Origin of the sequence: Leptospira paudalimensis (genome assembly GCF_026151345.1) — a bacterium.
GTDB lineage: Bacteria > Spirochaetota > Leptospiria > Leptospirales > Leptospiraceae > Leptospira_A > Leptospira_A paudalimensis.
On sequence record NZ_JAMQPR010000001.1, the window covers coordinates 2,451,645 to 2,474,511 of the forward strand.

Below are 22,867 nucleotides of genomic sequence, written 5' to 3' on the forward strand. Positions count from 1 at the left end.
AGCACCCGTTAGAATTTGCGAATGAATCAAAACTTTCTCTCTAAATGGTTATTTTTATCTATTTTAGTGATTTTGAATGGATTTTTACCCATTTTCTCGCAAACACCTACACCACGAGCAGAGTATCCCATTGGTTTTTACCAAGGTGGATTTTACTTAAATTTACAAGGTGGAGAAACTGTTTATACGGGAGGTAGCCTTCAAAAAAGAGAAACATCCTTACAAAATGCAATGAAAACTCAAACCCAATATGGGTTATTACCCGTACGATTGTTAGCTACACAAACCGTTCCATCTGTCATCCCATTACCTGAAGGGAAGGTTGAGCCCGGTAAAACTGGGCGAGTGTTTTTCGAATATGGACTCACGGATCATCTGGGAATTTTTCTATCCTATGCCACAAATTCCGTAAAAGGAGAAAGATCTGATCAATTTATCTCTATCGATAGAAGTAACCCAACAGGATTTTCTCCCTTTTTAGAATATTCTCAAAACAAATATACACTCTATAAAGATCGAGTGTATGGTCTTGGACTCAATTATCATTTCTTAACAAAAAATAAATTTGATCCTTATGTTGGTTTAGAATTAGGACTTGTTAACTTCAATGCTTCTTATCGGTCAATGGGTTACACAAACCTATACCTACAAAGTTTAATGGCAAGTGGTATGGGTGTTAGCGGAAGAGCTGCTTTAGGGATCAATTATTACCTTACTCCCGAATTTGGATTTTCCTTTGAATTACATGGCATGAAACGAATGTTAAAATCAAATTCTTTTTCCAGCGAATCATTTGAACAAGTGGGTTTTCAATTTGGTGTTATCTTTAACTTAGATAATGTGAGTAAAGACCAAAGATGAATGGATCTAAATTTGTAAAATGGATTCTCCTACTAGTTTTATTAATTATCACCTCACAAAACTGTCGCTTGGGTTCTATATATAGAGAGGACAATTACCCAGGAAAATTAGGCAAAGCGGAAGGATCGGTTGAAGGCAAAGCATGTGCATTTTCGTATCTTTATTTGATCTCTACAGGAGATGCAAGTATTGAAGAAGCCAAACGAATTTCCAATATCACAAGAATCCGATCTATTGATATCCAAGTTCATTCCATCCTAACCTTTGTGATCGTCAGGCATTGTCTTATTTTGACTGGAGAAATTGAACGATGAAACCTTATCTTGGTTTACTTCTGCTTACTTTTTTTACTGTTTCTTGTTTTTATGGTGAAGTGTACAAACCTTTACCTGGCCTACTTTACACCAACATCCATTTTGATGGAGACTTTGATCCTGAAAATAATGTAAAAGAAGATACGATCGCAACAGGTTGTGTCCAACATTTCCTTCGGTTGTATTCGTGGGGTAATGCTGGGGCAGGAAGTATCGCAAAAGAGAATGGGATCATCAAAATTTCGTATATCGATCACCACTTGGTGGAATTTTTATTTATCTATGGGAAGTATTGTACTTATGTGCATGGCCAAAAAAATTTATAAGTTCAGCATCTTTTGTTTATTCTGCCTCACATACCAATGTATCCCTGAGTATCGAGTGCCTTTTGTTTCTCTTGTGATCAACGAAACTCATAGTTCTCGGGATGGTTCGCAAACCGGGAATCCAGGTATTGCGGCAAGTCTCGCTGAAGGTAAAATACTAAAGGTAGGACGTTCTTGTACAAACTCATACTTATATGTAAATATGTATTATTTCAAACGTGGTGGCAATATTCGGGACGCCGCTGAAAAAGCAGGGATTAAAAAAATCTCAGCGGTAGAATTTGCAAACAAAACCATCATGGGAATCTTTAATGAAGATTGTGTCCAAGTTTGGGGGGAATGATTCGTTTACTGGTTTTGTTCAGAAGTTGTCAGGGATTCTAATGAACCACTTAAGATTCCTTTTGTCGTGATTACATCATAATCATATACATGAAGTTTGATGTTTGGTTCAGGGAGTTTTTTCCTAACATTTTTTGGTTGAGGTTCTGGATTATTTCCCAAAATCAAAGTTAGGTGATTTCTCAAAGAATTAAATAAAAGTTTTCTGAAATGATACCCTTGCGGTAATACGGAATCTAATTTATTTGTTTCTGGATCAAAGAGATACACAAATTTGTGGTCTTTGTAATTGAGAACTCCATCCAAATTGCTATCTTCTGTCACAGCGAAGATCAAAAGTTTTTTCTCAATTTGTAGGACATCTTCCTTTGGATCATCAATGGTGTTGGCCACTGATTTTTTAGAAAACTCTCCCACAAAAAAATCCCAAATATAGACATCATGAGGGAAAAGTTTTTGGATTTTCCCATCCTTCAAACTAATCGAATATAAATTACGCGCATGTGTTAAAATGCCATCAGGTCCAAATCCACCTGATTCGGTCACAAGCCCATGTGGGTAGATAAAGTATTGTTTCCAATAAATTTTACCATTCCCATCTTCTAAATCTAAACTGTCAGTAGGTTCAGGTGAGGTGTCTTTTTCTTTTGACTCTGGGTTCTCCACAGTCACTTCATAACCACCATCATAGAGGCGCCAACTTTTAGACAAACTAAAAGTTAACACCGCAAGGATGAGTAAAAAGAATAAAAAGACTCCTACCCGAAGTTTTTCCATTATTTACTAGCGTTATACGCCTTGATCGCACTCAACACTTCATCCATTTCCGAACTTGTCATATAAGCAAAGAGAGGAAAGTTGAGAACTGATTTTGAAATCCGGCGAGCATTTCCTTCGTTTCCAAATCGTTCAATGAGGTATGGTTTAGCCCCAGGTTGGTCTGACATTGCACCTGGATAGATATTTCCAAAACCAATTCCTTTTTCTTTTAAGACGGCTTCTATTTTGGGACGAACTTCTGGATCCACCAAAGTGACGTTACAGTATCCATTTTCATCATACCCTTTTGGTGGTTGGATCACTCCAATCCCAAGTCCTGGTAATTCCTTATAATAGATGTTTTGTGAAGACTTTCGTGATTCGATTCTTTTTTGTAAGTGTTTTAGTGAGAGATTGAGAAATGCTGCTTGTAACGAATCAAGTCTTGAGTTCCAACCTACAAGTCCGTGTTCGTAATGTGAAGTTCTTCCGTGGTTCACAAGTCGTCTTGTAACAACAGATAATTCTTCATCATTTGTGAATACAGCACCACCATCACCTGCAGCACCTAACACCTTCGCAGGGTAAAAGGAAGTTGTTGAGATCAGTGCCTCTTTGTAGAGAGATTTTCCATTGTGTTTGACACCAAAACACTGTGCACCGTCTTCAATGAGGGCTACATTTTTTTCTTTGCAGAACTTACGGAGTTCTTCAATCTTTGCAGTTCCCCATCCGTATAAATGAACAACAAGAGCTGCCTTTGGTTTTACTTTTTCGACCGCTTCTTGGAACACTTGGAAATCCATTTGTAAATCCACTGGGTTTGTATCCACAGTGTAAGGATCTCCTCCCACATTTACAACCGCTTCGAAGGTTGCCCAAAAAGTAGAGTCTGGTAATAATACTTTATCACCACGACCAACTCCAACAGCGCGTAACGCAAGTTGTAAGGCATCGGTTCCATTCGCACAACCAATCGCATATTTGGTCTCTGCCCAAGTGGCAAGGTTTGTTTCTAAATCAGTCACTTCATTTCCGCCAATGAATTGTGCGTTTTCTGACATGGACTTTACTTTTTCATTCCAGGTGTCCAAAAATCCTGGTTCAAATCGTTTGATATCTATAAATGGAACTGCCATTGTTCGCCCTTTTCTTTACTTATTTGCAAATATTTGATGAAGCCATTCATTGAACTCTTTTGAATACAAGGTCCAAAGAAAAAATAATGCCCAATACAGAACCGTCCCATAGGCAAGTGTTGGAATCAAGGTTTTACTTAAATTATTGGATGCAGAATAATAAATTCGTATGAGGACAAGGGGCCATAAAAAAAACAAAAACACATAAATGGAATTCCCCATGGCAGAAATCCACTGGAGCACTTCTCCTTTGGGGTTTTCCTTCCAACGAGTGACCCCGAGCCAAAACTCAGGGAAAAATTGAACGAGGTAAAAACAGAACACAAGAAAGAAAAAGAACTTCCAATGTGGTTCAAGGTCCTTTCGAAAAAAAGTGAGAAGAAGTCCCACAAACCAAATGAATAAAACGGGAAAAGCTAAGGTTTCCAAAAGAGTCATATTGGTTTTATTTTGTCTCCACAAGTCGTTCTAAACAGGAGATGAGTCCCGTGGGATCAGCACATCCTTTTCCGGCAATGCCAAAGGCAGTTCCATGGTCAGGGGACACTCGTGTGAAATCCAGACCTAAGGTTATATTCACACCCTTCTTTCCTTCAAGCAATTTAAATGGGATGAGGCCTTGGTCATGGTAACCTGCCAAATACAAATCGTACAGTTTGGCTCCTGGTAAAAATGCAGAATCTGCAGAAAGTGGACCTTCCACTGTCAATTTTGCCTTTCTGAGAACACCAACTCCCGTTTTTAGAATTGTGGTTTCTTCAGTGCCAATTTTTCCCCCTTCTCCTGCATGTGGGTTTAAGCCAAGGTAACCGATGCTAGGTTGGTTTAGGTAAGGAGATCGAAGGATTGCATTCTTTAGTTCTTTCCAATCGAATGATTTTAGTTCTTTCACAACATCCTTCAAGGGGACGTGAGTGGTTAAGGGAATCACATTCAGCCTCTCCCCAGACATCATCATAAAGGTAGGTCGTTTGTAAGCCTCTGCCAAAGTTTCCGTATGACCACGAAATCCCCTCACCCCAGCTTTTTGAACCCACTCTTTGGAGAGAGGGAGAGTGATGAGGTCACCGCCAAATTGTTTTTGGAAGTCGATGGCCGCAAGGAGCGAGTCGTAAGCCATTCTCCCTGAGGTTTTGGATGGTTTCCCAAGGACAAAGGATTTGGGTTTTCCAGTCCCCCAGGAAATCGAATAAAATCCAGGTTCGTCTACGGGTTTTGTGAGCTGTTTGGCCTTGGAAAGGGTTTGGTTGTGAGGCCCTCGGATGAGGTAAATGCGGTGGTGTTTTCCTAAAGATGTTAAGAGTGGGAAGGAAGAACCCAAAAGTTCGTAATTGATACTCGTCGGGTCCCCTTCCGAAATGAAGATGGTTTTCAATTATTCTTTGGCGTTTGGTTGTTTCCCAAAAATCTTTTCTACACTGAGTGAGTCTTTGGAGTATTCCAATTCGATGAGGTCTTTTGCACTGTGTTTGAGGTCATTCGAAATCATACAACGACCTTCTAAGATCACCCCGTTTTGGATGATGAGTTCGGGAGTTTTGATGTCCCCAAGGATTTTAGAAGTAGGAAGGAGCATCACGCGGTTTCTAGCCGTTACGTTCCCTACCACAATCCCTTCTACGATCACACTCGCAGCTGTAATATTGGTTTTGACCTTTCCAGTTACCCCGATGTAGAGGTGTTCGGCTTGGAGGGATTTTCCCTCGAATTTACCGTCAATTTTGAGAGATCCATTGATGAAGAATTTTCCGTTGAAGTAAGAATTCTCACCAATAGTTGAATTGGTAACTTCGGTCTGATTTTTGACTAATGCCATGCGTTTGCGAGTCCGTGTATGTGATTTTTCACAGTGTCCTCTTTCCCCCTAGGAATGAAAAGGTTTTTTTACTTTCGAAACGACGGGAGACGAATCAAATCACATGCTTCCTCGGCAAATTCCTCAAATTCTCGGAGTCCTTCCATAATGGAACGACCTTCTAAAACCGTTGCCTTTTCAAAACGTGGATTAAATTTGATTGGTTCTTCCATGTTCATAATGACATTGTTTCCATCTTTTATGTCATTGTTTACGGCAACAAGGAAGTCGCGGAACTTACCCAAGGTCTCAAATGACTCAGCAATGAAAATCCTAGATTGTTTGTTTTTCATCCGAGAGAGCTGTTCGCGAAACTCTTGTTTGTCTGCTGCCGCATACTCCTCAATTGTTTCCACAAGGATCTTCATATTCCTACGAAGGTTCTCCATATATTTTAATACAGAGTCACGTTCTGTTGCATGGGAATAGTCAAATTTGATATGAGCATCCCCAAGGATTGGAATGTATTCCAAATCCATAATATTGATGAGAGTTCCAATTTGGTTGATTTCACTATCATTGGAATTGGGAGTGATTTTCATCACAGGGTATTGTGAAATGATTTTGTGTTTGAGGTTTTCTGGATTTTCTTCTCTCGTTTTTGCATTCCGCATGGTTTGTTCCAAGTTATCTGGAATTCCATCCGGAGAAACTTCTTGCATACGACGTCTGTAACGTTCGATGTCAAAGGCTACACGTTCTTTTTGAAGATCGTTTTTAGCATTACGTTCAATTTTCTCCAAATTCCTTAGCATTTTCTGCAATTTGGAGAGTTCCATGATCTGTTCTTGCGTAAGAGGCATTTATTCCCAACCTTCCGGTAATGTGATGGACTCATGACCATTCTCTAATGAACGTTTGATGGCAGAACTTAAAGTATTATCCCCTTTTGCTAATAAAACTCTCCAATACAGATTGAGAGCCAATGGTAAGTGTTTAAGCCTACCTGATTTTTGATAGAGTTTTAAAAACTGATCATATTCTTTTTTCACAAACTGGATACAAGCAAGTTGTAACGGGATCAGATACGAATACGGTTTTAAATTATATTCAGATGTTAGTTCCCTTTCAAACTCTTCCCCTTCATTCTTAAACCTTACCACGGTATCAATACACGGGTTCATTGTATGTGTGAGTTCATACCCAAACTCATTACCACTCATCCAATCCCCGCGTAGTTCAGTCTCTAAGTCCGTTTGGTATTTCAAAAAAACAGAATGAGGCAAATAACGTTTTGCATACCGAAGTGCAGAAAAAGGAGGAATTTTTCCAAAAGATACCCACTGGAACTTTTCTTTTTCCCAAGTTTCCCATTCTTCATAAAATCCAATCATAAACTTCCAAACACGAAATGCTTCCTTTTCAGGTAACAAACCAAGTTCAATGGCATGGAACAATACACCTATAAGTTGCCAATGTGACTCTTGTAATGCAGCATCCACCAATGTTGGAAAATGGATTTTTTCGAATTTGCCTTTTGCATATTCAACTAACATATGCAAGATGGAGTTCTCAAATGGAACCTCAGAATATTCCCAACCAAGTAGGGTTAAAAAACGACGGTTGTCATCGGTTTGCCCAAAAAACTCTTTTGTGGTGAGAACCCATTTCCGGAATTCAGGAACATTTCCTTCATACAAAAGTCCATAACCAATGAGTTCCCAATCCTCTCGTTCCATTTCCTCAAATTCACGGTTTTGGCAGAGTTTCCAAATCAGTTCCAAACTTGTTTTGGGGAAAGCCGTAGGTGATTGTAAAACAGGATCGTGGAAACGAAAGCTCGCATCATTTTCGGAAAGAACCGAACAAAGGCTGAACCCCCCAGAGAAATCGGTCGATAAATAGAAGAGATAGTTTGCAAAACGAGACTGGTAACCTGAAAAAAAGGCACGTAGGTCTGGCCATAACTCCTGGAGAGAAACTTTTTTAGGGATTTCTTCCGTTGGATGGAATTCGATTCTGTATTCTGGCCAGCGCAGTTTGTATTCTGTTTGTAAGCTCATAAGGAGGGGAACCTTCCCTCTCTAAATTCGTAATCATAGGAAGTATGCATGAGGCATTTTTGGTTAGCAAGTAGAATTCTTCTCTTTTTCACAACATCATTACTTGCCGAAACAGACCTTCAGTATCTAATCAAATCCCACCAATGGGGAGAAATTGAATCTCATTTCAGAAATACATCTCCATCCAGGGAAAGTGAAGTATACACTCTCATTGAATTCCATGAAAAATCACCTAACGGAGACAAGGAGAAACGATTTCGGTATTTGTTATCTCTCATCCGAGGTGTATTTGTCACTGATGCAAATGAAGAAGAAGTAAGGAAGATTCTCACGCAAACCATGCCTTTCCAAACCACTCTTTTCAAATTGAGTTATTGGAAATTATACAACGAGATCACAGCAAAAAACTTTTTAACTCCAATCGAACGGATTCAGTTTTTGAATCGGCTCAATATGGAAGAAGATCCGATTTGTCGAAAAGTATTGGATGAACAAATCCGATTACTTGCCTCGAACAACCAATGGAAGGAAATTTTAGATAAAGTCCAATCCATCCAAGATTCTCACAAACGTTACCTTTTAACGGGTGATAGTTTGTATCGATATGGAAAAGCAAAACTGATTTTAGGTGACGAAAAAGGTGCTACAGAAGAATGGCTTGGTTGTTTACAAAAAGAAGGACTCCAAGACCAAACCGTGCAAATGATCGCATCCGATTGGGGTAAATACAAAGGGAGTGGTAGTATTTTACAATTAAGTCCATCAGAGCTCACATTATTTTTACCTGCCATCAATTCAAATGACAAAGAAGCTTTGTTTCGCTCAAGACCTGAACTTTTTTCTAGCCGTCTGAATTATTACGAAGGTTTTAAACACCTAACTTCTGTCCTGACCAAAGTAGGAAAAACAAATGAACTATTTCGAGTTTTACGCGCCAATAAAGCCTTCGTAGATATGGACTCGTCTTGGATTGTCGCACTTGCTGACACTTTATACCAACAAAACAAATTCCAACAAGCCATCGAACTTTTAAAAACCTTTCCAGGAAAAGATGCTGGGTATTACCGTGTGCTCGCTGCTTCCTACGACAGGTTAGGTGAGAAAGAACTCTATTTTGAAAATCTTATTTTATACTTAGGCAAATACCCTTTTAACTTATTTTACCAAGACCGACTGATCGAATACTTAGTCGATCGTAAAGGTGAAAAATCACAATATGCACCACTTGCCAAATTTGAAAGAGCTCTCGCTGAAATTCCAAACTTACCTGTCAAAGGAAGGCTTGTGTATTGGTATTTACGTTCCTTAAAAGAAAACGGAGAAACGGAACGATTTAAAAAAGAATTAAAACGATACTATGCACTTTGCCCAGGTTCCTATTACACTCGTGTGATCAGAGAAGAGTTTTTATCGACCATTAAAGAATCCAATAAACCAGAAAATCCAACTTACAACAAAGAATATTTATTTGAGTATCTGTCCTACACAGCTGGTATTCCGGAAGAATCAAGTGCCCTCATTGGCCGTAATTTAGGTTTTGTGTATCCAAAGGACTCTTATGAACTCGGAAACAAATTGGGAGGAATGAGTTCAAGGATCCAAGGCCATAAACTTTTGAACCTAGCCAAAGAATACTTCCGCGTGGGAGAAGATAGCCTGGGTCTCCATCTAGTCAACTTCCATGTCAAAAGAGAAAATTTATCCGAAGATGAAAAAGATGAAATTTTAGTTGGAATCGGAGACCTTACGCGTAACACCTATTATTCGGCATTTCATACAAGGTCTTTACTCAAACGTTACCTCATCCCAGACGATCCGATTTTACTTCCCACTTCCCTTTCTGTTCGGATGTATCCAAGGCCTCACCAAAATTTAGTCTCCAAGTACGCGAATGAAAACGGAATCTCAGAAGACAATATATATGCACTGATGCGCCAAGAATCCTTTTTTAAGGAAACGGCAACATCGAGGTCGAACGCTCGTGGTCTTATGCAAATCATGCCGGCCACAGGAAGAGAACTTGCCCAAAGGATGGGAATTTCGTCTTACTCACTCTACGAACCAGATACTTCCATTCGGTTGGGAACAAAATTTTTAGCCTATTTACTCAAATCGAATGGGAATGAATTGAAATGGGCATCCATTGCTTACAACGGTGGACCTGGGAATTTACGAAAATGGAAAAAATCTGTCTACTCCGGTGATTTTAATCATTTTCTGGAAGACTTACCTTACAAAGAATCAAGGGACTATTGTCGCATTGTGGTTTCGAATTACTACGCATACGATATCATGAAAAAATACCACAAGTTGTAAAAAATGGCTTTTCCCCTCCCTTTCCCCTGTCTATTCTTTGAAATAGACAGAGATATACAGGAGAAGATATGTCCGAAAAGGCTATTCTGAAAGTGGATGGAAAAGAGTATGAACTTCCGATTGTAGCGGGAAGTGAAGACGAGAAGGCAATTGATATTACAAAACTCCGCCAATTGTCAGGTTATGTTACGATTGATTCCGGTTATTTAAATACAGGTGCATGTACAAGTGAAATCACCTTTTTGGATGGGGAAAAAGGAATTTTAAGATACCGCGGAATTCCCATTGAAGATTTAGCAGCAAAGTCAACCTTTACCGAAGTTGCTCACTTACTCATTTATGGAAAACTTCCAAATGATGCCAGACTCAAAGAATGGAATAGTTCAATCACGAAACATACAATGATCCATGAAGACCTCAAACGTCTCTTCAATGGATTTCCAAAAGATGGACACCCGATGGCGATCATGTCTTGTATGATGGGTTGTTTGTCTACTTACTACCAAGATAGTTATGATCCAATGAATGAGGAACATAGAGAAATTTCCATCATTCGCCTACTTGCAAAATTCCCAACCATCGCGGCGTATGCGTATAAAAAGTCGATTGGCCAACCTATCATCCATCCGTTAAACGAATTGGATTATGCATCTAACTTTCTCAATATGATGTTTGCTGTTCCTGCAGAAGACTATCACATCGATCCGGAGATTGTTTCTGCACTCAACTTACTCCTCATCCTTCACGCAGACCATGAACAAAACTGTTCTACTTCTACTGTACGTCTTGTAGGGTCATCACTTGCAAACTTGTATGGTGCCATTTCTGCAGGGATCCTTGCTCTGTGGGGGCCTCGCCATGGTGGAGCCAACCAAGAAGTTTTGGAGATGTTAGAAGGGATTAAAAAAAGTGGTTTGTCTGTGAAAAAAATCGTAGAACAAGCCAAGGACAAAAACTCCAGTTTCCGATTGAATGGATTTGGTCACCGTGTTTACAAAAACTTTGACCCACGTGCCAAAATCATCAAAGTTGCTTGTGACAAAGTGTTAAACAAACTTGGAATCAAAGACCCACTCCTTGACATCGCAAAAGAATTGGAAGAAGCAGCTCTCAATGATCCATACTTTGTCGAAAGAAAACTCTATCCGAACGTAGACTTCTATTCCGGTATCATTTATAGGGCACTCGGAATTCCTACAAACATGTTCACTGTGATGTTTGCTATGGGAAGATTACCTGGCTGGATTGCACAATGGAAAGAAATGATTGAAGACCCGAATTTAAAAATTGGTCGTCCAAGACAAATTTACACTGGTCCAAAAGAAATTTCTTACGAAACAGCAAAAAAACAAGCGTAAGACGATACTAACAAAAATGGACAAGGGAGTTTTCCCTTGTCCCTACCTACCATTGAAGTCATCCTTTTTCAAAATCACTTTCCTATTCCAAGTTTTTTTCTTTCTCAACTTTCCTGTTTATTCCGTGGATAAGGAAGATATTGGGGAAAAATATATTGCAACAAAGGAATTTAGTTATTGGATCGATACAAAATCGAATACGGGAGTCGACTCCGTATTAAAAGAGGGAAAGTTTCAACAAGTCCAAGATGAATTTGTCAATTTTGGTTTCTTAAAAGGAACATTATGGTTACGACTTGATCCAGAAAAATTTCCCAATCCAACAAAATTCCCTCTTCTATTAATTCAGGCACATAATATCGATTTGGTGGAATTGTATCATAAACATGATGGAGACAGTTTCATTGTTTCTAAATCTGGGCATTTACAACCTATGTTCCAAAGAGAATTCCCACATAGGAATTTTGTGTTTCGTTTGGGACACCAAAAAGAAACCATACTAATAGCAATCAAATCCGATATCTCCTTACAGTTTTCAATTGTTTTCACAAACCAAAGGAACCTTCAAAGAGAAGATTATTTAAACCAATGGGTTTATGGATTATTTTTTGGAAGTTTAGGAATTATCATTTTATACAATTTAGCAATCGCATTTTTTGTCAGAGACAAAAGTTATTTTTTCTATATAGGATATGTTTTCTTTTTTGGACTCGGCCAATTATCCCTCCTTGGATTTTGGGGATACTTTTTTGTTCCAAATTCGTATTATTGGAAACGAGTCGGTATCCCTGTCTTTTTTAGTATTTGCCTTTTTTTCTTCGTATTATTCACAGCTAATTTTTTAAAAATCAAAGTACGCTTACCTAGGACAACTAGGTTGTATCAACTTTTAGGTGCCTTCTCTTTATTTAATGTTTGTATCGCTTTGTTTGGTGGAATCGCTGAAGCATCAATCGGTGTGAGTTGGTTATCAGTTAGTATTTGTATTACTTTATTTGGTATGTTGGTTTGGGGATTAAAAAAACGTATCAGGTCTTTTTATTATATCTCAATCGCATTTTTTTTATTACTCTTAACATGTATCGTATATGGTTTACTCAAGTTTGGAATTTTACCAAGTAATTCATTTTTAGAAGAGATGTTATTTCCCATCGCATCCCTTGCTGATATCACATTATTTGCATTTGCTTTGGCAGATCGAATCCAATTACTCCGCCAAGAGAAAGATTTGGCTCTTGCCCAAGTCACAAGCCTTAGAAGGGAACGGAAAATTTCTCGTGACATTCTCATGCAATCCCTTCCCAAAACAAATCCAGATGTCAAAGGATTACAAATCCAAATTTACATCCAACCGATGAAAGATGTAGGTGGGGATTTTTATGAATACCACTCTCCCAATCAATACGAACTAGGAATTGTTTTATGTGATGTATCTGGTCATGGAATTCCTGCTTCTCTCATTTCAGCGATGGGTAAAGTTGCTTTTACAACGCAAAAAGATTCGATTTCATCCCCAAAACAGGTGTTAGAAGGAATGAATCGAGTTTTATACGGAAACTGTTCTCCTCAATATGTGACTGCTTCCTATTTGTATTTAAATAGTTCTACAAATGTATGGAGGTTTGGACGTGCAGGTCACCCGAGTGCATTTTTACAAAGGGCAAGTGGAGAAATCATCAAAGTCCATCCCAAAGGGAAAATTATAGGTGTGTTCCCTGAAATCCAAATTGATGAAATCACATATCCCGTTTTCCCGAAAGACCGCATTTTACTTTTGAGTGATGGGGTCCTGGAATGTTTTGATCCCAAAGGAAATATGTTCGGTGATGCAGGCCTTATCGATTTTTTAAAAACAAACCGTGAACTTCCCAACCATTTGTTTAAGGGAAAACTCATCCAAGAGTTGGAGTCATTTTCAAATCGAGAAATAAAAGACTGGGAGGACGACCTAACCTTTATTTTTCTGGAATTGGTATGACAAAAAGTTACGAATTATTGGATTCCGGTGACCTATCCAAATTAGAAATTGTGGGCGGTTACAAACTGCAACGATCCTCCCCTACTTCCGCCTATGGCAAAGAAACTCCTGGGATCTGGAAAGACTTACATGCCACTTATATTAAAAATGATTCTGGCTCAGGACATTGGAATTTCCAAAAAAAAGTTCCAGAAAGTTTCACCATTGAATTTTCGAATTTAACTTTCAAAATCAAACTCACTCCCTTTGGTCATATTGGTCTTTTCCCAGAACAGGAAACCAATTGGAACCGGATCCGAGAGATTGGCAAAAAAAAACAAGGCCTCGAAGTATTAAATTTATTCGCCTATTCTGGTGGATCCACACTGGCTTGCCTTGATGCAGGCATGAGTGTTTGCCATGTGGATGCATCGAAAGGTATGGTGGACTGGGCAAGGGAAAATGCAAAACTTTCAGGACTCGATTCCAAACCAGTCCGTTGGATCGTAGATGATGTGATGAAGTTCATCCGTCGTGAAATCAAACGTGGAAAAAAATACCAAGGCCTCATCCTAGACCCACCCAGTTTTGGTCGTGGTTCCAAAGGAGAAGTTTGGAAAATTGAAGAAAACTTATCAGAGCTTATGGATGCACTGATGGAACTCTCTGACTCCAAACCAGAATTTGTCATACTCAGTTGCCATAGCCAAGGTTTTAGCCCACTCACCTTAGAACGAATTCTTTCTTCTCGGATCAAAACCAAAGGGAATTACGAAACCACTGAACTTTATATCCCAGAAACTTCAGGAAAAAAATACCCTGCAGGTTTTTGTACATTTTTTAAAAAATCATAAGTTCCACTTTGCCTTCTATGAAACAACAACGATTCAACATCACAAGTTTCTCAAACCCAAAGGTCAAATGGGTCAGCGGCCTCAAAGAAAAAAGGAACAGAGATGAAGAAAAAAAATTTTTCATCGAAGGTTATAGAGAAATCAAAAAAGCCATCACAGGGAATCAAAATTCACCTATCCCTTGTTTGCCGGTAAAGATTACGAGTCTATTCGTTTCTCCCGAATGTTTTTTAGGAGAAAATGAGGAAGAACTCATTTCGTCCCTTCGTTGTCCGATTTACGAATTACCAAGAAAAATATTTGAAAAGATATCCTATCGAGATCGGCCTGATGGTCTCATTGCTGTTGCAGACACACCAAATGCAAATATTCCATGGGAACAATTTAGTTCCATCCAAACCAATCCCATCCTCATCATCGAAGGTGTCGAAAAACCAGGGAATCTTGGCACCATCCTTCGGACTGCTGAAGGTGCTGGTGTTGGACTTGTGATTGTAACAGACCCAAGGATTGATTTATTTAATCCCAATGTGGTCCGAGCAAGCACTGGAACTATTTTCACACTCCCTGTATACATCGGAGACTTAAAGGAAGTTTTATCTGAATTTCATAACATAGGATACAAACGGTATGCGGTCACACCAGAAGGGAAAACCTTATACAGTTCAGTGGACATGAAAGAAAAATCTGTTTTTTTGTTTGGCAGTGAACAGTATGGTCTGAGTCCGATTGCTAAAGAACTCGCAGATACAACATTATACCTTCCCATGCTCGGTGAAGCAGATTCTCTCAATTTAGCTATGTCCTGTGGAATTGTTTTGTACGAATCCATCCGCCAAAGATCCAAATGAAACTCTATTATTATATATCAGGCCATGGGTTCGGACATATTAGTCGCTCGGGGAGCATCATTAAACGGTTATTAAACGAAGATTTCATTGAAGAAATCCATTTAATAAGCACCCGTATCGGTTTTATCGACTATGAACATCCCAAATTAAAACTGCGTTCTCTCAAATTAGATGTAGGTATCTCACAAAAAGATTCACTTTCCATAGACATTGAAACCACAAAAGAGGAACTGATCCAATTTGAAAAATCCAAATCCATTTTATTAAAGGAAGAAACCAAATACTGTAAGGATCACAAAATCTCTCTGATCCTTACCGATAGTTCTTCCTTCCCGATTACAATTGCATTGGAAACAGGGATTCCCAGTGTCTTCATTGGAAATTTTACATGGGATTTTATTTATCGTAATTATGCAAAATCCGATTCTTACTTCGGAAATTTGAGCGACCATTTGGAAGTGGAATATGGGTTTGTTACAGAGGCTCTGGTTTTACCTTTTCAATGCCCTATGCCCAATTTTTTAGAACGATCGAGTATCGGTCTTGTTGGGAGAAAACCAACTCTATCGAAGGAGATGGCTCGTAAACAATTTGGGTTCCGAGATGAAATCACTTATATCCTGCTTTCCTTTGGAGCTTACGGTTTAGAAGGACATAGGTTACATACAGATTTATTGCCTAATCATATCCAACTTGTTGCGTTTGGAGTTCCTGGCATTCAATCTGATGGAATTTTGGTACCTGAAGTCTCACATTACCCGGATTTGGTGGCAGCTTCTGATTTTGTTTGTACAAAACCTGGGTATGGAATTTTAGCAGAATGTTATTATGCAAAAACTCCAATTCTTTATACAGATCGTGGAGACTTCAGCGAGTATCTTTATCTCGTTGGTGCTCTTGATTTGTATTTTCAATCGGTCTATTTGCCGTTAGAAAAAATTATTTCTTGTGAATTTGAAGAAGCCCTGGCATACATGAGAACAGTGGATGGAATGACTCCCAAATCGGAACTAAAAACAAATGGTGAAGAAGATGTGGTTCGTCATTTGTTAGAATATACATAAATGCCAGGCCCTGACTCTTATACCGATCGAATCTTACAAGACTTGGAAGCATCCGAAAATGGTTATTTCCAAATCGAAAATTCCAATGGAAAAGCCATATTAAAAATCACCAAACCTGGTGCAAAAGGCAAAAAAGTAGAATACAAAGATGTCCTTGCACGTGTGCAACTCTTCGGAGTCGAAGGTTACCAAACCGAACAATTAAAAAAAATCGTAGTGCTTGCCGATGGAAAACCAGTAGAAATTGGAACATGGTCCAAAGGGGATCCAGTTCCCTCTTATGCAGACATCAGTGTTTCCGATGATGGTATGGAAGCAAAAATGGTACTCCACCCTCCGAAACATGGTGGGCCACTCCTTACCGAATACCAATTAAGGGAACAAATCGCAGCCGTCGGAATTTCAGTTGGGATCATCGATTCTGTCATCCAAAACCAAATCAAAAATCCTGAATTTTTTGTACCGTATATCATTGCAAGAGGTGTCCAACCGATCCCTGGCAAAGATGGTGAAATTAAAATTTACTTCCGATCTGACAACAAACCACAGTTAGAAGAAGATGAACATGGAAGAATCAATTATAAAAACATTGGTGTCATCCAATCCGTTAAACCGGGTGACTTAATCGCTGAAAAAATCCCACCGAAAAAAGGTGAGTTTGGCAAAACAGTTACAGGCACCATCCTACCCTACCAAGAAGAAAAAATTGTCGAATGGATCCTTGGACCAAATGTAGAACTGAAAGAGGACAAACTGTACGCTAAAATTGCAGGTCGTCCTGTTCTATCAGCAGCATGGGAAATCAAAGTAGATGAAGTGATCCAATTAGAAGCTGTGGATTATTCCACTGGGAATATTGATTTTCCTGGTACCATCATTGTGGAAGAAAAAATTGGAGACGGATTTAGTCTTACAACCAGTGGCAGTATCATCATTCGTAACTCTGTTGGAAAAGCCTTTCTCAAAGCCAAAGGTGACATTGTCCTTTCTGGTGGTTTTATGGGCCGAGGAGAAGGTTACATCGAATCAGAAGGAAATATTTACGCCAAATTTGTAGAACAAGGAAAACTCACAGCCCAAGGTTCTATTTTTGTCGAAGAAGCTGTGATGCACTCGGAAATTTCAGCAAAGGATTTTATCCGTGTGATCGGTGGTCGTGGAGAAGTGATTGGAGGAACCATCATTGCAGGAAATTCACTCACTTGTGCGAAACTCGGTGCTGTCGTCGAAACGAAAACCAAGGTAGCCATCGGTACTCCACCTGAACTCTTAGATGAGCTCAACCGAATGAAAAAAGAAATTTCAGAAAAAGAAATCACCCTTCATAAAGTCCAACTCACACTCACAAAACTTGTGGAAAAAAGCCAAAAAAAAGAACTGAGCCAAGAAGAAAAAGATACCATCACCAAATTAAAAGATGCCAATGATAAATTTACAAAAGTTTTAGAAACTCAAATCAAACAGTTTGAAACTGCACTAGGATCCTATGAACCAAATCCAGATGCCTTTGTAGACGTTGAACGAGAAGTATACCCAGGTGTGGACTTGAGTTTTGGTGCAGGGAAAAATTACCGGATGGGAATGAGTTCACTTGTCGGAAAGACGAAATTTTATTTAGGAACCGATGGTTCTATTCAAACAGAACGAAATGTGATTCGAAAAGAGGATGACTTACTCCTCTAATAACACTCCATCCTCTTCATCTCGAGATATTTTTTTATCTGCTTTCATATCCGCATCCACTGAGTTAGAAATTTCATTCGAATTTTTTTTTCGTTTTTCAAATTTCAATTTCGACAAGTCGGTTTTATCAAACACAAGCCAGTGGCGGTTACGAAACCCGCCTACCTTTTTAAAACTAAAACCCTGTCCTTGTAAAACATAAGTAGATTGAGGGAAATGTTCAAAAGGGATATCAGGGATGTTTGACCAATCAAAATAATTCCCTTGTTCATCATAAGAGATTTCTTTTTGTAATTCGCCAAATAAAATCTCAATGGATGTGTCTGTTGACCAAATATAAAACGCAGTTCTTGAGTAATGAGAAACCACAGATTTCACTGGGTTGTATTTTGAGATCACAAGTAATAGTTGGTCTGGTTTTAATTTTTGTAATCCATCCACCAAATCGAGAGCAAACTCTTTGATTTCTTTTTCTTCAAAGATGTATTGGTTCACATCTCCATAGGAACTCTCTTCTCGGAATCGAATATTACCGAGTAGGTCTAAAATTTTATCTTCCGTAAGTTCTACTGGGTGAGCGAATGTTTTGGCAACTGAGGTTTCTTGTTTTAAATTGATTTTGTCCCTTGCAACTGTATAAATCGCAAACTCATTACTTCGAAAGAGTAAGGATCTCGATTTAACTCCAGAGGCACAGGATTGTAAAAAACCGATCAAAAGGAAAAATGGTAGAAGGAGTGAAAAGAATTTCATATTAGTTTAAGCCTCTAGAGTTTGTTGGAACTCTGGGAATTTGGAAAGGTATTCATCCAAAGTCAAAATCGAAAGGATATGATTCAGCCCAGACAAACGAAAAACAGAGTTTAAATTTTTATTGAGGTTGGTCACAAAAATTTCCACACCACGGTTGTGAAGGGCAGATGATGCTTTGATCACAGCTCCAATCCCACTCGAATCCAAAAATTTCACCAAATGAAAGTCCATTGTCAGTTTCCCAAAATTGGAACCTTCAATTGCTTTCTCAAACTCTTGGTAAAACTCGCGTGAATTTTCCATCAGGACATCCCTTTGGATGGAGAGTAACAGGTGGTTTTCCTGACGGTGGCTTTGAATCAACATACTTGGATTAACAATACGTTACGATTCTCTTCTTTTGTGTCAAGAAAATCGGGCTTAGGAAACTGGTGCCAAATCAGCGAGATCCATCTCTAAATCGTGAGGGTATCCTTCTTTGTCATTATAAACGACAATTGCCTTCTCATTTTGGATCTCTTTGATTTCAACGGTGGAACCAGTAAAAATAAAAATCCCTTTATGGAGAAAGGTTTGTTTGGTGAGTTTAGCTTTATCGCCAGGTTTCATTCCCCTTCCCCAGTTTTTAAATAGAGATCTTTCCCTGCTTTTTTCATCACATCAAAGATGTACATTTGGCTATGGTCTACCCGAGTTCCAATATCATATATGGCGTCAGTAAAATCAGCACCTTCAATTTTGGCCGAAGCTAGTTTTGCAAAACGTAGGTCGGCACCTCGAAAATTGGCGTTACGCAAATCTGCTCCGTTAAAAAAAGAAGCCTTCAGATTCGCACCTTGGAAGTTCGCTCCCACAAAACTAGAGTTTTGTAAGAAGGCATTGTGAAGGTCAGCGCCTGAAAAATCGACTCCGTCCAATTTTTCTTTTTCTAACATGACACTAGATAACTTAGCCTCCCTTAGGTGGCCTTGTTTATGAAGGAGTTCCATCGTTTGTGCTTTTGTGATTCGATTTTCTTTCGGAACACCTTGGCCCGATTCAAAATCTTCTACCGCTTTTTTGAGAGCAGCAACAGCCGATTCTGGATAATTTTTCCTACGTTCTGGGAATTCAAATAATGTTTCGAGAGTTTCTGGGGTAAGGGTTTTTAAATCAGAAATGGATTTCCCTTTGGCATATTCAGTTGCCATGGCAAGTGCCACAATCCCAAACCCACAACCTGTTGTGGTATAACTTGCGTCTTCCACAACTTGATTCTCGTTTAACTTAAGATAGATGCGGTAACCGTCTCCGCAACCTGTGTTGCGGTAATAGGAGACAACAGTTGCGTCTTCCATCTCACGGTAATTCATCCTTTGGTCGTTGATTTCTTTGTAGCGAGCAAAGTCCATTACTGCCATGAGTTGTTCCCCCGTTATAGTTTAGACGGTTGTGAGGCAAAGACCTCTTACTTCATTTTGTATTTTTTCTTGAACTTGTCTACGCGGCCTGTTGTATCCACAAGTTTGGATTTTCCTGTGAAGAACGGGTGGCAGTTGGAACAAATTTCCACACTGATGTCCCCTGCAGTGGAACGTGTTTCAATCACAGTACCACAAGCACATTTAATTTTGGCAGCAACGTATTTTGGATGGATGTCAGTTTTCATGGTGGCCCTTTTAGTTCGTATTCATGCTGGCGAGGAATTGGTCGTTTGTCTTCGCGCCACGCATTTTTTCAATCAATAGTTCCATACTTTCGGTGATACTCATAGGAGAAAGTACTTTTCGAAGGATAAAGACACGAGTGAGGGTGTCTTGTGGTAGGAGGAGTTCTTCTTTCCTAGTTCCTGAGCGGTTGATGTCGATGGCAGGGAAAATTCGTTTGTCAGCGAGTTTTCGGTCCAAATGGATTTCCATATTTCCCGTTCCCTTAAATTCCTCAAAAATCACTTCGTCCATTCGGGAACCCGTGTCAATGAGGGCGGTCGCGATGATGGTGAGTGACCCACCTTCTTCAATATTCCTTGCTGCACCAAAAAAACGTTTTGGTTTGTGGAGGGCATTGGAGTCCACACCACCGGAAAGGATTTTTCCAGATGTGGGAACCACTTGGTTGTAAGCACGGGCAAGCCTTGTGATCGAGTCGAGAAGGATGACCACATCCTTGCCGTGTTCCACAAGTCGTTTCGCTTTTTCGATGACCATCTCAGCCACTTGTACGTGTCGTTGTGCTGGTTCGTCAAACGTAGAACTCACAACTTCACCCTTTACATGGCGAGCCATGTCGGTTACTTCTTCCGGACGTTCATCAATGAGTAAAACGATGAGAAAAATTTCTGGGTGGTTACGAGTGATCGCATTGGCAATGGATTGCATGAGAACTGTTTTACCAGTTCTTGGAGGAGCCACAATGAGTGCTCTTTGTCCCTTTCCAATTGGACACATAAGATCAATCACACGTGTATCCAAATGGCTTGGATCAAATTCCATATTGATCCTTTCGTTAGGATAAAGAGGTGTTAAGTTATCAAATAAATTTCTCTTTTGAGCAACTTCAACAGGGAAACCATTGATGGATTCCACTCGTAACATCGCAAAAAATCGTTCTGCTTCTTTTGGTGGCCGAATAAGACCTGTTACAGTATCCCCCGTACGAAGACCAAATAACTTAATTTGAGATGGAGAAACATAAATATCATCTGGACCTGGCACATAATTGTAGTCAGGTGATCGTAAGAAACCATAACCATCAGGAAGTCTTTCCATTACCCCGGCAGCATGCACTTGTCCATCTTTTTCGGTTTGTGCTTGTAGGAGAGCGAACATCAAGTTTTGTTTTTTCAAACCATGAGTGTTTTCCACTCCCAAACCTTTCGCAAGGTCAGCAAGTTCATTGATGTTTTTTTTCTTGAGTTCTACTAAATCAAGTGGAGGAGGAATAGGTCCTTCATACCGGCTCTTTTTTTTCTTAAATTGTTTCGGTGGTTCGGAAGCATCGTCTTGGTCCATGATGCCATTTGTATATTCAGTTGGTTCTTCGGGGGGATTAACTTGGATTTCTTCTTGTTTGCGTGATGCCATAGATTGTTCTACATTGATTTGTTAGAGTATTTGATAAAATTCGGGAAACCATTTGTGCAAGTTATGTATGCAAGTGAAACAGCGAAGTGCGGAGGTGTTTTCTCAAACGGTAATGAAAAAATCGTTTCTGCACCATTTTCGTCAACGTCTTTTTTTTGTCTTTTGTGTTGGTTTTGCCTTCGTTTTGGTCCCTTGTTTCCCATTTCCTTGTTTTTTCGGAGGAGAAGTGGTTCGTTTCTCTGATTTTCCTTTTTTGGTTGAGTTTGGATTTTGTTTTTTCTTAGGGAGCCTTTGTTTTTTTTGCGATGTTTTGGGTTGGGAAGAGGACTGTTTTTCCGAATCCAGTTGTTTTTCGGATCGTTTTCTCGGGATGACCACTCGTTCCTTTTTATTGTTTTGGAAACGTTCCGATAAATTTAAAAATCGAATTCTATTTTGTAAGGTTGTACGTGGAATACCGAGTTCACTTGCAGCATGGGATATATTTTGCGAATTCCTTTGTAAGGATTTGTGGATATAGTGGGCTTCCATTTCCGCAAGGACAGTTTCCAGAGGGAGTTTCGAAAAAAAAGCCATGTCCAAATCAGGGAATTCCGATTTTGTTTTTCCAGCCCCAAAACCAACACTACTTGAAACAAAATGGTACAAAAATCCAACTACCTTTTTCTCTTTTTTTAAAGTGATGATCCTTACTTGGGATTGTAAGTCTGGTAACATGGTTGTTAGGACATTTGTATCCGCTTCTTTTCCCAAACTCAAATCATGTTCTTTTAGGTAAGATGCGAGGACTTCTCTATTTAAATTGTGTAAATACTTCTCAGCAGTTTCTATCGAGTCATCAAACAATGATTTTGTGAGAATATCCCTTTCAAAACTTTCATTATAAAAAATAGTTCCACCTGTTACGTCAGTTGCAAAAAGGCCATCAGGGAAATGGGAAAGGATGAGTTCCATAAACCACTGGACGGAATCCACGTTTTCTTTTTTTTTCTCGAGTTTGGATTCGATACCATCCAGTTTTGGATCTCGGACTTGTTTGGATTCTAGTTTGGTGAAAGCTGCAAGGAATCTTGGTTTGTCCCAATTGTCTTTTTTATCACCATCTATGCCAATCACGGGAATGAGAGAAGTTTCTTTAAAATATAATAGAATGGATTCGTTCAGTTCTGTTTCCAAAATCTCTAAAGGAATTTTGTCCAGATCTTCTCTTTCTTTCCCGAGGTCAGACAACTCACGATGGACTCTCTCTTTGGAAAGTAATCCAACAAGTTCCCCCTTCTCGTTTACAACGGGAATGTGAGTGGCTCTTGTGAGCAAAAAATGACGATAAAGTGATTCAAACTTCACTAAGCAGTCATTCTTTGAAAATT

General features: G+C 39.3%; 25 protein-coding genes. 11 read left to right on the plus strand and 14 right to left on the minus strand.

The features are described from left to right. Positions 1 to 21 precede the first annotated feature (21 nt). Genes ND855_RS11375 through ND855_RS11390 form a run of 4 tightly spaced genes read left to right on the plus strand, consistent with a single transcriptional unit; the run spans position 22 to position 1,844 of the window. Positions 22 to 861, plus strand: a complete 840-nt coding sequence (locus ND855_RS11375; RefSeq protein WP_265358442.1) for a hypothetical protein — start codon at positions 22 to 24, stop codon at positions 859 to 861. Beyond that, positions 858 to 1,175 (plus strand): TRL-like family protein, encoded by a 318-nt coding sequence (locus ND855_RS11380; protein ID WP_265358443.1) that lies wholly within the window; start codon positions 858 to 860, stop codon positions 1,173 to 1,175. Before ND855_RS11375 ends, ND855_RS11380 begins: the two co-directional genes overlap by 4 nt. Beyond that, the gene (locus tag ND855_RS11385) at positions 1,172 to 1,501 is read left to right on the plus strand and encodes a TRL-like family protein (RefSeq protein ID WP_135651756.1); all 330 of its coding nucleotides are present in this window, start codon (positions 1,172 to 1,174) and stop codon (positions 1,499 to 1,501) included. Before ND855_RS11380 ends, ND855_RS11385 begins: the two co-directional genes overlap by 4 nt. Next, complete coding sequence (locus ND855_RS11390) at positions 1,476 to 1,844, plus strand: TRL-like family protein (protein WP_265358444.1); 369 nt, start codon at positions 1,476 to 1,478, stop codon at positions 1,842 to 1,844. The genes ND855_RS11385 and ND855_RS11390 overlap by 26 nt, the downstream gene beginning before the upstream one ends. Before the next feature lie 5 nt (positions 1,845 to 1,849). Here the strand turns inward: ND855_RS11390 and ND855_RS11395 are convergent, their stop codons facing one another. The 7 genes from ND855_RS11395 to ND855_RS11425 all read right to left on the minus strand — a co-directional run bounded on the left by ND855_RS11395 (position 1,850) and on the right by ND855_RS11425 (position 7,599). Beyond that, the gene (locus ND855_RS11395) at positions 1,850 to 2,620 is read right to left on the minus strand and encodes a hypothetical protein (RefSeq protein WP_238760678.1); all 771 of its coding nucleotides are present in this window, start codon (positions 2,618 to 2,620) and stop codon (positions 1,850 to 1,852) included. Then, positions 2,620 to 3,741 (minus strand): DegT/DnrJ/EryC1/StrS aminotransferase family protein, encoded by a 1,122-nt coding sequence (locus ND855_RS11400; RefSeq protein ID WP_265358445.1) that lies wholly within the window; start codon positions 3,739 to 3,741, stop codon positions 2,620 to 2,622. Before ND855_RS11400 ends, ND855_RS11395 begins: the two co-directional genes overlap by 1 nt. Positions 3,742 to 3,756: 15 nt before the next feature. Then, positions 3,757 to 4,179 (minus strand): hypothetical protein, encoded by a 423-nt coding sequence (locus tag ND855_RS11405; RefSeq protein WP_265358446.1) that lies wholly within the window; start codon positions 4,177 to 4,179, stop codon positions 3,757 to 3,759. A 7-nt stretch (positions 4,180 to 4,186) separates the two neighbouring features. Beyond that, a complete protein-coding gene (locus ND855_RS11410) occupies positions 4,187 to 5,116 on the minus strand; it encodes a PdxA family dehydrogenase (RefSeq protein WP_265358447.1) in 930 nt (309 codons plus the stop codon). After that, positions 5,117 to 5,557, minus strand: coding sequence for a bactofilin family protein (locus ND855_RS11415; RefSeq protein WP_002973191.1), 441 nt, complete (start codon positions 5,555 to 5,557; stop codon positions 5,117 to 5,119). A gap of 68 nt (positions 5,558 to 5,625) precedes the next feature. Continuing rightward, positions 5,626 to 6,399: a hypothetical protein gene (locus ND855_RS11420; protein ID WP_108959555.1), complete on the minus strand. Its 774-nt coding sequence runs from the start codon at positions 6,397 to 6,399 to the stop codon at positions 5,626 to 5,628. Beyond that, positions 6,400 to 7,599: an LBF_1011 family protein gene (locus ND855_RS11425; RefSeq protein ID WP_265358448.1), complete on the minus strand. Its 1,200-nt coding sequence runs from the start codon at positions 7,597 to 7,599 to the stop codon at positions 6,400 to 6,402. A 48-nt stretch (positions 7,600 to 7,647) separates the two neighbouring features. On the opposite strand from ND855_RS11425, the gene ND855_RS11430 reads away from it, so the two are divergent. From ND855_RS11430 to ND855_RS11460, 7 genes are all read left to right on the plus strand, one after another. Further along, entirely contained in the window at positions 7,648 to 9,915 is a 2,268-nt protein-coding gene (locus ND855_RS11430) for a lytic transglycosylase domain-containing protein (RefSeq protein ID WP_265358449.1), read from the plus strand. A 68-nt stretch (positions 9,916 to 9,983) separates the two neighbouring features. Then, on the plus strand, positions 9,984 to 11,273 hold the full coding sequence (locus ND855_RS11435) for a citrate synthase (protein ID WP_265355406.1): 1,290 nt from the start codon (positions 9,984 to 9,986) through the stop codon (positions 11,271 to 11,273). Positions 11,274 to 11,289: 16 nt separating this feature from the next. Then, positions 11,290 to 13,251 (plus strand): SpoIIE family protein phosphatase, encoded by a 1,962-nt coding sequence (locus tag ND855_RS11440; RefSeq protein ID WP_265358450.1) that lies wholly within the window; start codon positions 11,290 to 11,292, stop codon positions 13,249 to 13,251. Next, complete coding sequence (locus ND855_RS11445) at positions 13,248 to 14,084, plus strand: class I SAM-dependent methyltransferase (protein WP_135591292.1); 837 nt, start codon at positions 13,248 to 13,250, stop codon at positions 14,082 to 14,084. The genes ND855_RS11440 and ND855_RS11445 overlap by 4 nt, the downstream gene beginning before the upstream one ends. 17 nt (positions 14,085 to 14,101) lie before the next feature. Next, positions 14,102 to 14,935: a TrmH family RNA methyltransferase gene (locus ND855_RS11450; RefSeq protein ID WP_265358451.1), complete on the plus strand. Its 834-nt coding sequence runs from the start codon at positions 14,102 to 14,104 to the stop codon at positions 14,933 to 14,935. Beyond that, a complete protein-coding gene (locus ND855_RS11455; protein WP_265358452.1) occupies positions 14,932 to 15,999 on the plus strand; it encodes a glycosyl transferase in 1,068 nt (355 codons plus the stop codon). The genes ND855_RS11450 and ND855_RS11455 overlap by 4 nt, the downstream gene beginning before the upstream one ends. Then, positions 16,000 to 17,682: a DUF342 domain-containing protein gene (locus ND855_RS11460; RefSeq protein ID WP_265358453.1), complete on the plus strand. Its 1,683-nt coding sequence runs from the start codon at positions 16,000 to 16,002 to the stop codon at positions 17,680 to 17,682. Here the strand turns inward: ND855_RS11460 and ND855_RS11465 are convergent. The 7 genes from ND855_RS11465 to ND855_RS11495 form a co-directional block, all read right to left on the minus strand. Further along, positions 17,671 to 18,435, minus strand: coding sequence for an LA_1326/LA_4305 family lipoprotein (locus ND855_RS11465; protein WP_265358454.1), 765 nt, complete (start codon positions 18,433 to 18,435; stop codon positions 17,671 to 17,673). The two genes, ND855_RS11460 and ND855_RS11465, sit on opposite strands and share 12 nt — an antisense overlap. 6 nt (positions 18,436 to 18,441) lie before the next feature. After that, entirely contained in the window at positions 18,442 to 18,801 is a 360-nt protein-coding gene (locus ND855_RS11470) for an STAS domain-containing protein (protein ID WP_100718918.1), read from the minus strand. Between the two features lie 54 nt (positions 18,802 to 18,855). After that, positions 18,856 to 19,044, minus strand: coding sequence for a hypothetical protein (locus ND855_RS11475; protein WP_265358455.1), 189 nt, complete (start codon positions 19,042 to 19,044; stop codon positions 18,856 to 18,858). Further along, complete coding sequence (locus ND855_RS11480) at positions 19,041 to 19,835, minus strand: pentapeptide repeat-containing protein (protein WP_265358456.1); 795 nt, start codon at positions 19,833 to 19,835, stop codon at positions 19,041 to 19,043. The genes ND855_RS11475 and ND855_RS11480 overlap by 4 nt, the downstream gene beginning before the upstream one ends. A 47-nt stretch (positions 19,836 to 19,882) precedes the next feature. Next, complete coding sequence (gene rpmE, locus ND855_RS11485) at positions 19,883 to 20,083, minus strand: 50S ribosomal protein L31 (protein ID WP_002973045.1); 201 nt, start codon at positions 20,081 to 20,083, stop codon at positions 19,883 to 19,885. A gap of 10 nt (positions 20,084 to 20,093) precedes the next feature. Then, positions 20,094 to 21,497, minus strand: a complete 1,404-nt coding sequence (rho, locus tag ND855_RS11490; RefSeq protein WP_100726389.1) for a transcription termination factor Rho — start codon at positions 21,495 to 21,497, stop codon at positions 20,094 to 20,096. Positions 21,498 to 21,638: 141 nt separating this feature from the next. Next, a complete protein-coding gene (locus tag ND855_RS11495; protein ID WP_265358457.1) occupies positions 21,639 to 22,844 on the minus strand; it encodes a helix-turn-helix domain-containing protein in 1,206 nt (401 codons plus the stop codon). Positions 22,845 to 22,867: the final 23 nt, after the last annotated feature.

Coding starts and splice junctions, on each gene's coding strand:
- ND855_RS11375 (WP_265358442.1), top strand. CDS start 22: ATGAATCAAAACTTTCTCTCTAAATGGTTATTTTTATCTATTTTAGTG.
- ND855_RS11380 (WP_265358443.1), top strand. CDS start 858: ATGAATGGATCTAAATTTGTAAAATGGATTCTCCTACTAGTTTTATTA.
- ND855_RS11385 (WP_135651756.1), top strand. CDS start 1,172: ATGAAACCTTATCTTGGTTTACTTCTGCTTACTTTTTTTACTGTTTCT.
- ND855_RS11390 (WP_265358444.1), top strand. CDS start 1,476: ATGTGCATGGCCAAAAAAATTTATAAGTTCAGCATCTTTTGTTTATTC.
- ND855_RS11395 (WP_238760678.1), bottom strand. CDS start 2,620: ATGGAAAAACTTCGGGTAGGAGTCTTTTTATTCTTTTTACTCATCCTT.
- ND855_RS11400 (WP_265358445.1), bottom strand. CDS start 3,741: ATGGCAGTTCCATTTATAGATATCAAACGATTTGAACCAGGATTTTTG.
- ND855_RS11405 (WP_265358446.1), bottom strand. CDS start 4,179: ATGACTCTTTTGGAAACCTTAGCTTTTCCCGTTTTATTCATTTGGTTT.
- ND855_RS11415 (WP_002973191.1), bottom strand. CDS start 5,557: ATGGCATTAGTCAAAAATCAGACCGAAGTTACCAATTCAACTATTGGT.
- ND855_RS11420 (WP_108959555.1), bottom strand. CDS start 6,399: ATGCCTCTTACGCAAGAACAGATCATGGAACTCTCCAAATTGCAGAAA.
- ND855_RS11425 (WP_265358448.1), bottom strand. CDS start 7,599: ATGAGCTTACAAACAGAATACAAACTGCGCTGGCCAGAATACAGAATC.
- ND855_RS11430 (WP_265358449.1), top strand. CDS start 7,648: ATGAGGCATTTTTGGTTAGCAAGTAGAATTCTTCTCTTTTTCACAACA.
- ND855_RS11435 (WP_265355406.1), top strand. CDS start 9,984: ATGTCCGAAAAGGCTATTCTGAAAGTGGATGGAAAAGAGTATGAACTT.
- ND855_RS11440 (WP_265358450.1), top strand. CDS start 11,290: ATGGACAAGGGAGTTTTCCCTTGTCCCTACCTACCATTGAAGTCATCC.
- ND855_RS11445 (WP_135591292.1), top strand. CDS start 13,248: ATGACAAAAAGTTACGAATTATTGGATTCCGGTGACCTATCCAAATTA.
- ND855_RS11450 (WP_265358451.1), top strand. CDS start 14,102: ATGAAACAACAACGATTCAACATCACAAGTTTCTCAAACCCAAAGGTC.
- ND855_RS11455 (WP_265358452.1), top strand. CDS start 14,932: ATGAAACTCTATTATTATATATCAGGCCATGGGTTCGGACATATTAGT.
- ND855_RS11460 (WP_265358453.1), top strand. CDS start 16,000: ATGCCAGGCCCTGACTCTTATACCGATCGAATCTTACAAGACTTGGAA.
- ND855_RS11465 (WP_265358454.1), bottom strand. CDS start 18,435: ATGAAATTCTTTTCACTCCTTCTACCATTTTTCCTTTTGATCGGTTTT.
- ND855_RS11470 (WP_100718918.1), bottom strand. CDS start 18,801: ATGTTGATTCAAAGCCACCGTCAGGAAAACCACCTGTTACTCTCCATC.
- ND855_RS11475 (WP_265358455.1), bottom strand. CDS start 19,044: ATGAAACCTGGCGATAAAGCTAAACTCACCAAACAAACCTTTCTCCAT.
- ND855_RS11480 (WP_265358456.1), bottom strand. CDS start 19,835: ATGGCAGTAATGGACTTTGCTCGCTACAAAGAAATCAACGACCAAAGG.
- rpmE (WP_002973045.1), bottom strand. CDS start 20,083: ATGAAAACTGACATCCATCCAAAATACGTTGCTGCCAAAATTAAATGT.
- rho (WP_100726389.1), bottom strand. CDS start 21,497: ATGGCATCACGCAAACAAGAAGAAATCCAAGTTAATCCCCCCGAAGAA.